10 protein-coding genes and 1 tRNA gene are annotated in these 14,521 nt (G+C 44.7%); 10 read left to right on the top strand and 1 reads right to left on the bottom strand.

The annotated features are described in order from the left end of the window. Window positions 1-4 precede the first annotated feature (4 nt). The 7 genes from TV75_RS08425 to TV75_RS08395 all read left to right on the top strand — a co-directional run bounded on the left by TV75_RS08425 (window position 5) and on the right by TV75_RS08395 (window position 11,153). Window positions 5-262: an HPr family phosphocarrier protein gene (locus tag TV75_RS08425; protein ID WP_044338500.1), complete on the top strand. Its 258-nt coding sequence runs from the start codon at window positions 5-7 to the stop codon at window positions 260-262. A gap of 368 nt (window positions 263-630) precedes the next feature. After that, complete coding sequence (locus TV75_RS08420) at window positions 631-2,232, top strand: GGDEF domain-containing response regulator (protein ID WP_044338283.1); 1,602 nt, start codon at window positions 631-633, stop codon at window positions 2,230-2,232. Further along, window positions 2,233-3,276 (top strand): HEAT repeat domain-containing protein, encoded by a 1,044-nt coding sequence (locus TV75_RS08415; RefSeq protein WP_052504469.1) that lies wholly within the window; start codon window positions 2,233-2,235, stop codon window positions 3,274-3,276. A gap of 26 nt (window positions 3,277-3,302) precedes the next feature. After that, entirely contained in the window at window positions 3,303-4,685 is a 1,383-nt protein-coding gene (locus TV75_RS08410) for a glycosyltransferase family 2 protein (RefSeq protein WP_044338498.1), read from the top strand. Beyond that, window positions 4,682-7,915: a hypothetical protein gene (locus tag TV75_RS08405; protein ID WP_044338282.1), complete on the top strand. Its 3,234-nt coding sequence runs from the start codon at window positions 4,682-4,684 to the stop codon at window positions 7,913-7,915. Before TV75_RS08410 ends, TV75_RS08405 begins: the two co-directional genes overlap by 4 nt. 3 nt (window positions 7,916-7,918) lie before the next feature. Beyond that, window positions 7,919-8,293 (top strand): response regulator transcription factor, encoded by a 375-nt coding sequence (locus TV75_RS08400; RefSeq protein WP_044338281.1) that lies wholly within the window; start codon window positions 7,919-7,921, stop codon window positions 8,291-8,293. Next, a complete protein-coding gene (locus TV75_RS08395; protein ID WP_044338280.1) occupies window positions 8,277-11,153 on the top strand; it encodes an ATP-binding protein in 2,877 nt (958 codons plus the stop codon). The genes TV75_RS08400 and TV75_RS08395 overlap by 17 nt, the downstream gene beginning before the upstream one ends. A gap of 96 nt (window positions 11,154-11,249) precedes the next feature. Here the strand turns inward: TV75_RS08395 and clpP are convergent, their stop codons facing one another. Then, complete coding sequence (gene clpP / locus TV75_RS08390; RefSeq protein WP_044338279.1) at window positions 11,250-11,846, bottom strand: ATP-dependent Clp endopeptidase proteolytic subunit ClpP; 597 nt, start codon at window positions 11,844-11,846, stop codon at window positions 11,250-11,252. A 570-nt stretch (window positions 11,847-12,416) separates the two neighbouring features. Between clpP and TV75_RS08385 the strand changes: the two genes are divergently transcribed. From TV75_RS08385 to TV75_RS08375, 3 genes are all read left to right on the top strand, one after another. Continuing rightward, window positions 12,417-12,488 (top strand) — tRNA-Arg (locus TV75_RS08385). 311 nt (window positions 12,489-12,799) lie between these two features. Then, complete coding sequence (gene rpoN, locus TV75_RS08380) at window positions 12,800-14,140, top strand: RNA polymerase factor sigma-54 (RefSeq protein ID WP_044338278.1); 1,341 nt, start codon at window positions 12,800-12,802, stop codon at window positions 14,138-14,140. Window positions 14,141-14,261: 121 nt separating this feature from the next. Then, window positions 14,262-14,507, top strand: coding sequence for a glutaredoxin family protein (locus tag TV75_RS08375; RefSeq protein WP_044338277.1), 246 nt, complete (start codon window positions 14,262-14,264; stop codon window positions 14,505-14,507). Window positions 14,508-14,521: the final 14 nt, after the last annotated feature.

The following is a 14,521-nucleotide window of genomic DNA, read 5'->3' as shown; positions in this document are numbered from 1 at the left end:
GATTATGGTGGAAAAACAAGTGGAAGTAAAATTGAAAACAGGTCTTCAGGCACGCCCGGCGGCATTATTTGTTCAGGAGGCGAACCGCTTCTCATCTGAAATCTTCTTAGAAAAGGATGGAAAGAAAGTCAATGCAAAAAGCATCATGGGCTTAATGAGTTTAGCCATTTCAACAGGTTCTGCCATTACGCTAGTAGCGGACGGAAGTGACGAAGAAGAAGCACTGGTTGCCCTGGAGCGATTTGTACAAAAAGAAGCATAAGATCAACTTCATATCAATGGAAAGCTAATGACCAGGGAGTGGGCATTGGCTTTTTTTATTGTGCTTGTTTTGAAACAGTGTGATCATACTTCTTTAGACCCTTTTTTTCATTTTTCAATATCCTGGTTGGATGTTAATGGAATATTTTGTTACATTATACCTTTCAGGACTTCTTGGTTAACATGTCCAATAAGACCGAAAAGATTTTTTCTCACCCCCTATCAAACTAGTAAATATGGGAGTATAATGAAAAAAGTTTGATGAAAATTCTTACAAATTTATAAGAGTCATGATTTTCCTGTTTGTACGGCATACGTTTAAAAGGATGCCGGGAATCAGAAGTTTACGATAAAGGAAGACGATGCCGAATGGAAAAATACACAAAGCATTTCTTTAATAATGTACGAAAAAAATTACAAGAGTGGGAGGCCTCCGTTTCCATCTCCCATGAAGAAGTATACCGGTTCATCCATTCTATGGCCGGATCTGCTTCGGTGCTAGGATTACATAAAATCGGTAACCGGGCCCGGGAATTGATGGGGCAATATGAAGAACAAGAAGAGCGGATGTGGACGACTTCAGAAGTGAAGGAAGAATTGTTTGATATCATCCAATTCTGTTATCAGTATGAAGAAGAGTCTACGGAGGTATTTCCAGGAAAGCAAACAAGGACCGGGGAAGAACCTGTCTTGTTGCTCATTGATGATGACACCTCTTTCCTCATGTACATGAAGGAAGAACTGGAGAAAATAGGATGGTATGTGGTACCCATCGCCAACCCTGATAAGGCCGTCATGTCCTACTACGACGTGAAGCCTGACTGTGCCATAATCGATATTCATATGGATGGTACGAATGGATTTGAAGTGCTGGACTTTTTCAAGAAAAAGCTGAAGCAGCAGTTCATCCCAACGATCATGGTAAGTGCGGAGAACAGTAAGGACGTCCGTATCAAAAGTTATCAGATGGGGGCCGACGATTTTATTTCTAAGCCCTTTGATCTGGATGAGTTCATTGTGCGTGTGAAAAGGCAGATGGAACGAAAAAAGCAGATGGAAGAATTGGTCCTGATCGATGAATTGACGCATGTGTATAACCGTAAATACTTGGGGCAGGCGTATGCCCAACTGCAAAGTGAGTGGGCACGAAGAGGCAACTCCTATTGTGTGGCCGTTCTGGACTTGGATCATTTCAAAGGAGTGAACGACAGCTATGGTCACCTGGTGGGGGACGAAGTATTAAAGAAATTCGCTTCACACCTGAAGTCAGAAACGAGAATCGGGGACACGGTCTTTCGTTTTGGCGGGGAAGAATTTGTCATCATTTTCCCCCATACTTCAGTAAAAGAAGCGTTCACCCTGGTCGATGATATACGTAAGGGGTTCAATCAAATCTTGTTCGGGGCAGAAGAGGAATTCTCCTGTACATTCTCTGCAGGTGTGGCGGAAATCGCAGATCCGACGAAGCCCTTTGATATGTGGGTTAAACTGGCTGATCAGGCCCTCTATGAAGCAAAGGAAAGCGGCAGGAACAACGTGAAGATCGATGGGAAATCACGGGAGAATATCCCTCATAAAACGATCAAGATTGCCATCGTGGATGATGATCCGATCATCCGGACCGTGATGAAGGACATCGTATCGAAACTGCCTGGGGAGGCGCATACCCGGTACGACATCCAGACATTCAATGATGGAGCTGCCTTTGTGGGGTCCGACTGGCATGCCACACACCCCTGTCTCGTGATTTTAGACGGGGTGATGCCGAAGATGGATGGCTTGGAGGTATTGGAAAGCATTCGTTCAAAAAGTGATTCCGACCGATATAAGGTCCTTATGCTGACATCAAGGAAGAGTGAAAAGGACATTTCAAGATCCCTTCAGCTTGGAGCGGATGATTATATGACAAAGCCCTTTAAATTATTAGAGCTTGAGGCCCGTTTGGGTCAAATGCTGAGAAGGATGAGGTAATTGTTTTCGAAGGAAATTTATTATTTTTCTATTGTGCTGGTGAGTTTGCTGTTTGTGTTGACGGGCCTTTGCCTGTATTTAATCATAAAGAAAATGATTGTGAATAAAAATCGGGCGAAAGTCGAGCGGTATAAAGAAGACTATCAATTAGCCCTTTTCCAATATTTACATGAAGGTGTCGGGGATGAGAGATTCCTGAACAGTTCCCCCCTGGAAACCCGGGCATTGGTGGAGCTGTTGGCCGGCTTTTCAAAGGTTCTTTCCTCACCAGACATTCTCAAGAGGTTACAGGGGTTTGCGGAAGACCATCTCCAGCCGTTCATTCTGTCTCAGTTGAGGCACAGAAGATGGAGTATCCGGATGAATGCTCTTTATTGGATACAGGATTTCAGAATGAGTAGTATGAGAGAGCCGTTGAGAGAACTTCGGGAATCCCGTTCCATCAGTAAATCGGAAGAAATTCAATTATTGAAAATAGATGTGCTCTTCAATGACCGTGATCTGCTTCCACGACTGACAGATCCTTTACATGAACTGACGGAATTTGAGTACAGCCTGCTGTTTCAGTCATTCGGGAAAGATCAGTTCCAGCCATTGGTCCACGTCTTTGACGAGCTTCCTGATGTGATGAAATATGCCCTCATCGATTCAATCGGCGTGAAGAATAGAATGGAGCATATTGCTTTCCTGCAGCAGTTATTGACAGGGGACTCCACTGAGCTCCGGGTCCGTGCGTTGAAGGCAGTGGTGGGGATGGAATTCTATCTTGATATACCGGAACTTTCCGTTCACTTACGAGCAGACTCGTGGCAGGAACGGTTAATGGCCATTAAAGCATGCGAATACATCCGTTCCCCGGAACTGACCCCATATTTACTGGAACTTATGAGCGACCCGTCCTTTTATGTCAGGTCCGGGGCAGCTCAATCCCTTCTCCGTCTTAAGAATGGTAAAGGCGTGTTAGGGGGAATAGCTGTCCATGCAGAGGATGAATATGCAAGGGATATGGCAGCGCAGTGGCTTGAGAGGGGGACGGTTTCGTGAATATTACGATAGAGTGGGGAAATATCATGATGATCATTGGATGGTTCGTGCTCATTTATATGATACTCGTAATCTCTTTTTATACAATTCTCCTCGTGATTTCCCTGTTTCAATTAAGGAAAACCTATGGCCTTGATGAATGGGAACCGTACGAGGAGCTTATGCATCTGCACCAAACGAAGCCTGTGTCCATATTGGTTCCGGCATACAATGAGTCAGTGGGGATCATGGCAACGGTGAGGTCACTCCTGAGCATAGAGTATCCTGAATACGAAATCATCATCATCAACGACGGTTCCACCGATGATTCGCTGGAGAAACTCATCGAAGCGTTTCAATTGGTGAAAATCAAGTGGGTCATCCGTAAGCAGTTGGATACACAGCCGGTGAGGGGAGTATATCAGTCGAAACTGTATAATAACCTCCTGGTCATCGACAAGGAGAACGGAGGGAAGGCTGATGCTTTGAACGCCGGGATCAACGTATCGAACTTTCCTTATTTCTGTTCCATCGATGGGGATTCAGTGCTTGAGAGGACGGCTTTCCTGAAAGTGATGAAACCGATTGTTGAATCAGATGGGGAAGTCATCGCGTCGGGTGGAAGCATCCGGATTGCCAATGGATGTGAAATTGAAAGCGGGGAAATTATTAAGGTGAGTTTGTCCCGTTCGCCCCTTGTCGTCATGCAGGTGATCGAATATTTAAGGGCATTCCTGATGGGCAGGATCGGTTTGAGCAGACACAACCTATTGTTGATCGTTTCCGGTGCATTCGGTGTCTTCTCGAAGCGCTGGGTCGTAGATGCCGGCGGATACTCCCATACCGTAGGGGAGGACATGGAGCTCGTTGTCAGGCTTCACCGGTATGTGAAGGAGCAAAAGGCGAATAAAAAGATTGTCTATGTTCCCGACCCCGTCAGCTGGACGGAAGCACCTGAGTCATTGAAATACTTGAGGCGTCAACGCAGCAGATGGCACCGGGGACTATTTGAAAGCCTCTGGATCCACCGTAAGCTCCTGTTTAACCCGAAGTATGGTTCGATCGGGATGGTGTCCATGCCATATTTCTTAATCATAGAATTCCTGGGACCTGTCGTTGAATTGATGGGATACGTCATCATGATCTTCTCCATCTTCCTGGGCGGCGTATATCTGGAATTTGCCATTCTATTATTCTTGTTATCCATCCTCTATGGATCGGTATTGTCCATGGCAGCTGTCCTCCTTGAAGAATGGTCTGTCAGAAAGTTCCCGAAACCATCCGATATCGGGCGGCTTTTTGCTTATTCATTGACCGAGACGCTATGGTACCGTCCATTGACCGTTCTCTGGCGATGTGAGGGGATACTAGACGTGCTCCGCAAAAAGAGGGGATGGGGAGAAATGGCAAGAAAAGGAGTTTCAAAATGAGAAAGCTGAAATCTTATTGGTTTGTTTTGTTCATCGTCGGTATTGTCCTCTTGATCTCTGCCCCGTTTTGGCTTTGGCAGGTGAAGGGAGATAAAGATTTGGACCTGTTGATCATCGATAAAACGGTACCTGATACGACATACAGGGAACATAAGGGGTTAATGTGGCTCTTGAATCAACAGAAATATGTTCAATCCAATGGGGAAAGGTACGACCTGAAGAAAGACTATATAGGATTTGTGCCGAAAAAGGACCAAACCTACAATATAAAGAACATCCCTTCTTCCACAGACCAATATGATGCGGTCTACATAGCCGATACGTATGGGGTGTATGAAGAAGAGTTTCATAATAAGAATCTATCAGGCAAGCGGTCCACCAAGCTTTATGGAGGCTTGACGGACAAGGATATGGACGCACTGAAGGACATGGCGGTGAAGGATGGAAAAACATTGATCGCCGAGTTCAATTCCATGGCGCAGCCTACTGAGGAAGCAACGCGCAAGAAATTCTATTCCCTTTTCAATCTGGAGTGGTCCGGATGGATCGGAAGGTACTTCCCTGAATTGGAAAACAGTGAAGTGCCCCAGTGGGTGAGGGATAATTATGAGAAACAGTATGAAGAGGCCTATAATTTCAAAGGTCCAGGCTATGTACTGGTGGAAGAAAATGATCGTCTGGTGGTACTTGATAAGGAAGACATCGGGGATAAGGGAGTGGTTTTTTCCACTACTCCTGATGGTGAAAAGTTGATCGGTGAAAAAATCAGCACCCCTTATTCCTATTGGTTCGATATTGTCGAAGCGATCAACCCCGATGAGGTCATGGCTGACTACACGCTGTCATTGTCAAAGAGCGGGAAGGATGTCATGAAAGCCTTGAATCTGCCGGTGACAGTCCCGGCTGTCGTCCACGGTCAGAACCGTCAATACGACACTTACTATTTTAGCGGGGATTATGCGGATCAGGCAGATGTGCCAGGCCTTTATCAGACGGTCGGGTTTTCATCCTGGAGAAAGTGGACGGGATCATCGAAACCCGATGATTCATCCCAGTTTTACTGGAAAGCCTATACTCCTATGATGACGGCTATCTTGAACGATATCCAAATGGATGATGACACGAAGAAGAAGAAAACCGTCGAAATCACCAATGAGAAGGGTCTGAAGCTGGCAGGAAAGACAGACGCTGATTATATTCAGGTAAAGAAGGACGGGAAGTGGGAAGATCTCCTCATCAAAGGGGTGAACATGGGGATCGCAAGACCGGGTTCTTTTCCCGGTGAAACAGCCATTTCCAAAGAAGAATACATGAGGTGGTTCAAGCAAATCGGAGCGATGAAAGCCAACTCCCTCCGGATTTATACCATCCATCCTCCAGAATTTTATGAAGCCTTTTACGAGTATAATCAGATGGCGGAAGAGCCTCTGTATTTATTCCACGGGGTATGGGTCAATGAAGAGATATTCTTGAAGTCCCAAGATGCGTTTGCGAAAGAGAACACGGATGAATTTGCGTCTGAAATCAAAAAGACCATCGATCTGGTTCATGGGAACGCTGAAATACCTGAGAGAAAAGGTCACGCGTCGGGATCTTACACGTATGATATTTCCCCGTACGTCCTTGGGTGGATCTTTGGGGTAGAGTGGGATCCCGAAGTGGTCCTTGCAACAAATGAAAAGCATAAAGGACTCCAGGACTTCGAAGGCGAATATATAAGAACCGAAAAGGCGCAGCCATTCGAGATCTGGCTGACCCAACGAATGAACGAAGGAATCAAGTATGAAGCCGATACGTATCAGTGGCAAAGACCGGTGAGCTTCACGAACTGGGTCACGACTGATCTGTTGGAGCATCCAAGTGAACCATTGGAGAAAGAAGACATGGTGTCGGTTGACCCTAACGTCATGAAGGGAACGGATAAATTGAAAACAGGTCTATTTGCTTCCTATCATATCTATCCGTATTATCCGGATTTTCTGAATTATGAGCAGAAGTATGTCGACTATATCGATCACCGGGGAGAGAAGAATAACTATGCAGGCTATCTGAATGATTTGAAGAAAGCCCACTCCATGCCGTTAGTTGTAGCGGAATTCGGTGTACCGGGGTCCAGGGGACTCACTCACAAAAACGTCTACGGGATGGATCAGGGACATCATTCAGAAAAAGAGCAGGGTGAAATCGACAGGAAATTATTCGAAGATATTGTGGAAGAAAAAATGGCGGGGGGAATGGTGTTCGCCTGGCAGGATGAATGGTTCAAACGGACGTGGAATACGATGGATTATGACAACCCCGACAGACGCCCTTTCTGGCAGAATGCCCAGACGAATGAGCAGCAGTTTGGAATGGTGAGCTTCGACCCTGGTGCTAGTAAAAGCAGCATGATCCATGTGGATGGGCGAGGGGAAGACTGGTCCTTCAATGGAATCCAACCGGCTTTCGACAAAGACGGGCACAGCATGTATGTGACGAGTGACGAGCGATTTGTATATGTTCGTGTAGATTCTGACCGCATAGAAGAAGGGAAAGATACCTACCTGCTCTTTGATACGATTGGGGATCAGGGGCAATCCACGCTACCTGATATGAATGGTGTGTCTACAAAAGGTGTAGACTTTGCACTGCATATTAAGGGAACCAAAGAAGCCAGATTGTGGATAGACAGCTATTACGATACCCATTACTATCACTACGGGCACGTCCTCCACATGATCGAGGAAGAGAAATATGCCAAAGTGAAAGATAACGGCAAGTACCACCCAATCCGGCTGACACTGAACAAATCGCTGGAGGTTGAAGGAGAAAACATCCCGTTTCAATCCTATGAAACCGGTATTCTCCAGTTCGGTACCTCGAATCCTCAGGATGAAGCGTATGATTCCTTGACGGATATCAGTGTTGACTCCTCAAAAGGGCAATATGAAATCCGTATACCCTGGCAGCTGCTGAATATAAAGGACCCAAGCCTGAAAGAAGCAATGGGGGATATCTGGTCAGAAAAAGGTATCCAAAGCTCCATCACCCTTGATTCTATCAAAATCGGTCTATATGAAACGGATGGAGAAAAGGTATTTTCATACCCTGAACGGAATGAAAATGGGTTTATCGATCCTGCAGAGTTTTATCCATACAAATGGGAAACATGGGACCACCCGACCTCCCATGAGAGATTGAAGCAGTCCTATTACGAAATGAAGAAAGCTTTTGAGAAAGAAGGGGAATAACACATGGCGAGAATATTGATTGCTGAAGATGAAGAAGTCCTTCGGATGTTGATGGTGGATACACTGGAAGACGAAGGGCATGAGCTGGATGAAGCGGCAGACGGTCAGGAAGCGATCGATCACATCATGGAAAATGACTATGATCTCATTCTCCTCGATTATATGATGCCATTGCTGACTGGTCTGGAAGTAATCGAAAGGGTGAGAAATTCACCCGGTAAAAGCACGGTAAAGATCATGATGGTGTCTGCAAAGAGCCAGCAGACGGATAAAGATCTTGTTTTGAAATCGGGAGCCGATTATTTCATTGCCAAACCGTACAGTCCGGCAGAGCTTGTTCTGCGGATCGAGGATATTTTGAATGAAGAAGATCAATGAGTTTTTTCAAACAAGTTTACGAAATCAGTTCATCGGGTTGATGAGCGGCTTTATTGTCATCTTTTTCATTGGTGCGGCATTTTTGTATGTATATGATCAGACGATTGCTAATGACTATCAGGTACAAAGAGACGGGCTAAATCAAAAAGAAGACGTAGCTGAACAATTGGATAGAGATTTTCAAAAGGCTTTCTTTGATGCGAGGGGATACATCGCCTTTGGAAGGAAGGAATTCAAAGAGAGTATCTTTAATCAAGAGAAAAAAGTGAATGATACGTTGAGTAAGTTAAAGGAATTACAAATGGAACCTGAAGATCAGCTATTCGTGAAAGATGTGGAGGAGTTTTCCAACCTATACTTTAAGGAATTGGTCCCACCTATCATTGACAGTTTTGAAAAGGGGGATATAGAGGCTGTGAAAGAGGCTTCGGCCAGTGGTGCCACAGCCAGGATCGAAACATTCCAGACCCAGCTGAACGGGTATGCTGACTCTATCGAACAAAGTAAACGAAGTGCTTATGATGAGGTGAAACGGAAAGAGTCTCTAAGTCAGACAGCTTTCATTGTCTTTGTCTTTCTGATGCTTCTCGTTCTGATGAGGTTAATGAGAATGATCGCCAAGCAAATCGGTCAGCCTCTCGATCAAGTGGCTTCAGCAGCAGAGCAAATTGCAGAGAGCGATGCATACCAGAATTGGGCGTTTAACAATAAAAGAAAAGATGAAATCGGTAAGATGTCACGGGCCTTTGAAAAGATGATCTATAAAATCCAGGAGAAGGAAGAGCATCTCCTTGCCCAGAATGAAGAATTGCAGGCGCAGCAGGATGAGCTGGAATCACAGCAATCTGAGCTTGAGCACCTCCTGAATATGACGAAGAACAGGGAGGCACAGCTGGAACGCAGAAACGAATTCATTCATGGGATATCAAGCTCCCTGAACAAGCAAGAGGTACTGCAGAGCATCGTCGAAAGCATGAGTCATGTGATGGGGGCCTCCCGTGGGATGATTGTCCTTATGGATGAACAGAAGTCCAGTGCTTCGTTCGGTATTTCCAAAAACGGGGCTGCCCAGTTTTTAACGTATATCTATAACGGGATTCACCAGCGATTATTCGATTCGAGAGAACCCTTCTCCCTCAAAAGGGAAATGACGCCGGCAGAGAAGGGGTACCATGAAGAAACCCTGTACTCATATGATCTATTTTTACCCGTGCTTTCAGCTGATCGAAAAGTGGAAGCCATCATGGTATTCAGCCGGTTCGGCAATGATTTCAATAAGCATGAATTGGTGGAGTACATGAGCCTTGCAAAGCAAATTTCAATTTCCCTGCAGAAGATCACCCTGTTTGAAGAGAGTGAGACCAATCGTCAGTTAACGCAGGATATTCTCAATAATATTCAAGAGGGGATACAGCTCATCGATAAAGACGGAAACAACTTATTGATGAATACGAAATTGTCTGCCTTGATCGAGGGTGAAATAGACGAACTTCAACAGTCATGCTATCACACCTGGAAGCAGGCACTGATTGCCCAGGTCGAAGACAAAGAGGAACTGCATGAGTATTATGAATCGATTGTGAAGGGAGGAAAGACCGGTAAACATCTTCTTATTTACCGGCTGTCGGACAGTAAAGAGGTGTTCCAGGTATACTCCGAATCCCTCTATCGTGGGGATGAGCAGATCGGCACCATATTCGTTCACAGGAATATTACAAAAGAATTCGAAGTCGATCAAATGAAATCGGAATTCGTCAGCACCGTCAGTCACGAACTTCGCACTCCGCTGTCAAGTGTGCTTGGCTTTACGGAATTGATGCTGACAAAAGAATTAAAGCCCGAAAGAACGAAGAAATACTTAACGACGATTTACCAGGAAGCGAAAAGGCTGACGTCACTGATCAATGACTTCCTGGATGTCCAGCGTATGGAATCGGGGCGACAGACCTTCGAGCGGAGATTTGAAGATGTCGTACCGATCATGCAGCAGGTAATTGATACCCAAAAGGTGAATGCTCCCCATCATTCCTTTAATATTGCCAGGGAGACAGACTGTACAATCGTACTGGGTGATCGGGATAAGCTTGCCCAGGCATTTACCAATTTAATCAGCAATGCCATCAAGTACTCCCCTGACGGAGGGGTCATCACCGTCATTTTCCGTGAAGGGGAAGAATGCATCACCATCGAAATCCGTGATGAAGGTCTTGGAATTCCACAGAAAGCCATTCCCAACCTGTTCACCAAGTTTTATCGTGTCGATAATTCTGATCAAAGAAGGATCGGCGGGACCGGTTTGGGTCTGACGATCGTAAAGGAAATCATCGAAACCCATGAAGGGAAGATCACAGTGACATCCGAAGAAGGAAAAGGGAGTGTGTTCACCATCCGCTTGCCGATCGTAACGATCGAAACCTTCAAGGATGATGAACATGGCGGGGATGGCATGAATATCATCGTCATTGAAGATGATATCAATCTGGCATCTTTACTCAAAACCGAACTTTCCGACAGTGGCTTCAAGGTACAGCATACCCCCTCGGGAAATGAAGCCTTAACCAAAATGAAGGAAGAGAAACCGGATGCCGTCGTTCTGGATATCATGCTTGAAGGAAGCATGTCCGGATGGGATGTCCTCGAGAAGATGAAAGAGGATGAACATCTCGCCCAAGTCCCGATCATCGTATCCTCGGCTTTGGATGAGAAAGAAAAGGGGCTCACGCTTGGGGCAAATGACTATCTCGTCAAACCATACCATCCAAGCAGGCTATCCAAAACCATCCTGCACCTTTTATTGAAAAAAGGGATGAACGGTGAAATTTTGGTGCCTGTTTGTGAGAAAAAGTCAGAAAAAAAATAAAAGAGGGAGGCTTCCATTAAAGGAAGCCTCTTCTTTATTTAGTGTTGATCGCCAAAAAAAAGCCTTCGCGACCAGTCGCGAAGGCTTTTAAAATTCTTATTTATTGTTCATTTCGTTACGAGTGATGATGCGGTCGATCAAACCATATTCAAGCGCTCTTTCCGCTGTCATGAAGTTATCGCGATCCGTATCTTTTGAAATCACTTCAAGTGGTTGACCTGTGCGATCAGCCAGGATTTGGTTCAGTTTCTCACGAAGGAAAAGAATACGCTTTGCAGCGATTTCAATTTCTGTCGCCTGTCCTTGAGCTCCACCAAGTGGTTGGTGAATCATCACTTCAGCATTTGGAAGGGCTAAACGCTTGCCTTTTGCACCTGCTGCAAGAAGGAACGCACCCATTGAAGCCGCCATACCGATACAGATCGTCTGTACATCAGGCTTGATGTATTGGATGGTATCATAGATGGCCATACCTGCCGTGATGCTTCCGCCAGGAGAGTTTATGTAGATCGAGATATCCTTCTCCGGGTTTTCAGATTCAAGGAATAGTAGCTGTGCTACAATGGAGTTCGCCACATTGTCATCGATTCCGCTTCCAAGCATGATGACACGGTCTTTCAATAAACGTGAATAAATGTCATAGGCACGTTCACCGCGGTTTGTTTGTTCAATTACTGTAGGAATTAAATTCATCCTGGTTCCTCCTTAGAAATCCTTTTTATTTGTTAGAGTTACTTATTCACTTTGTACTGTTATCATACACCCATGGTCAATAAAGGTCAAACTAAACGATTCCTTTATTATCCTGTATATAAATCCTTTCTACATGATACCCATTCATACCTTTTTTAAACGGGGGTGTTTTGGGAAGATTGTTGTTATTTAAGTTAGTAGAAGATCAATTTCTGTGAATGAAGTATCTACCTTCTAAAACAGTATAAAGTGAATCATAGACCGTTCCTTTCCGCTGCAGGCACAAGATTCCCCGGGGCGTGAGTTGAGCCTCCTAGGGCTTTGCCCTGTGGGGTCTCAACTTTCCCGCTATTCCCGCAGGAGTCAAGTGCCTTCCGCTTCAATCCACTCTGTGGTTCTTTAACAGGATAGATAATTAGATAATGAGTAAGTCAAATCCTGTTAGAGTTAAGAATTAACTAATTTAAAAGATATTAATAGATAATCTAAAAAAGACATAAACCATAATATCTATTGCAAACAAGCAATATCTACCTTATAATATGTATTCGTGACGGTTATTTATTTCATGCCCTCGTGGTGCAACGGATAGCACGTAAGATTCCGGTTCTTAAAATGGGGGTTCGATTCCCTCCGAGGGCGTACCAGAGACCTTATGTTTGTTGAGTTTATCAGCAGGCATGAGGTCTTTTTTTGTGGATTCTATTAATTCTACTGATAATAAACTGTGAATAATATTAATAAGAGTTGTTATTATGATGTAAGAACATCTACACCACGACAGTTGATTGGAGCGGAAAGCGAGCACCTGCAGCGGAAATCAACTACCGCTCTCTCCGTAAAGTTTTGAAGGAAAGAATTATATAATAGTACAAACCCACCAACTACCAACGAATTCCCATTAACGAACAACCGATTTTATTGTAGAATAGATAAATGGGAGGTTAATAATCATGAATTTGAAAGCAGGACTATTTCAAAATCAACAACTGAAACTTCAAATGACGCAACAGCTTTCTCAAGCCATCACCATCCTCCAATATTCTACGATGGAACTGAATGCTTATTTAGAAGCTAAGCAATTAGAGAATCCCCTTATACAATTAGAACCGCCTAAGCTAGACCCCCTCCATCAACGAGAACCTTATACTTATAAACGAAATTCAGGCAACCATGAAGATACGGTGGATTGGTATGAATATGTATCCGTGCCTAAGAGGACTCTTGCGGATGCGTTATCTGTTCAATTAAATTTGAAATCGCTTACTTCCTTTGATCGAAAGGTAATGGAAGAATTAATATACAGCTTGGATGACAATGGATATTTGAGGGTGGACGAAGAATCCTTCCTTCAAACACATGGTCTGGAAAGGGCTCAACTTGATCACTATATTAATAGATTACAGGAATTGGAACCGGCAGGGATAGGAGCAAGGAGTCTGCAGGAGTGTCTTTCCCTTCAGCTGCAGAAGAAGGCAGACGTTCCCTCTCTGGTTGCCATGATTGTAGACAACCATTTTCAAGCTTTTGCCGAAAAGAAGTGGAAAGCAATCGCGAAGGATCTTGGGGTTGAGCTGAAAGACATCCAGCAGGCGGCTGATTTCATCCAGCACTGCAATCCGAGACCCGGCTCAAAATATTCTCAGCAAATCGCTGAATACATTATTCCTGAACTGGTCGTGCATGTGATCGATGGGAATAACGTGACCGTGTCGTTGTATGATGGCACAACCGTCAACGTCTCATATAATGAAGAGTACACAGATTTCTTGAAGCATCACCCTGATAAGGAAGTCCAGTCCTATCTTCAGGAAAAGGAGCAGGACTTCCAGTGGTTGTTGCAGAGTTTAAGACAGCGAAAGCAAACGATCCTCAAGGTGGGGAAGATGCTCGTTGAAAAGCAGAAGGCCTTCTTTCAAAAAGGTCCATCGGCCATCCAGCCTTTGACATTAAAGCAGGTGGCCGATGAGATCGATGTTCATGAATCCACCATCAGCCGCGCTGTGAAGGGGAAATATATGCAGACACCGTATGGAATCTTCGAGTTGAAGTATTTCTTCACTTCGGCGATTAAATCGGTACGTCTCGAGGATTCCGAAGCGGCTTCCGCGCGGACGGTGAAAAATGAGCTCCAAAAGCTGATTGATGAAGAAGACAAGAAAAAGCCGCTGTCCGACCAGAAAATTGTCAATATACTATTGGATAAAGGCTATGATGTTTCTAGAAGGACAATTGCCAAATACCGTGATCAAATGGGCATCACTTCTTCGACGATGAGGAAGAGGTATGAATAAAACGATTTCTGTTGGTGCCAGGCACTAAAAGTGAGTTTGGTGCCTGGCACCGGACAATGGCACCGGACAAAATCACTGACCGGACCCACCAACACAACCTAGTATAAAGTGAGGGAAGTACATGAACCAAGTCATTTTCTACACACGCACCCAATGCGGATTATGCGAAGACGCAAAAATCACCTTAAAGCTCCTCCAGGATGAACTGGGCTTCGCGATAAATGAGATCGACATCGAGGAAAGTGATGAACTGACAGAACGTTTCGGACTCATGATCCCTGTCGTGGAACTGGACGGGGAAATCCTTCAGTATGGGCAAATTGATTATTTTACGCTCAGCAAGCGTTTACATGAAAAAACCCGATAGTTTCTAGTTGAATT

The sequence above is a fragment of the Rossellomorea aquimaris genome (assembly GCF_000935355.1).
Lineage (GTDB): Bacteria > Bacillota > Bacilli > Bacillales > Bacillaceae_B > Rossellomorea > Rossellomorea aquimaris_B.
This window is presented reverse-complemented; position numbering and strand designations above follow the sequence as displayed.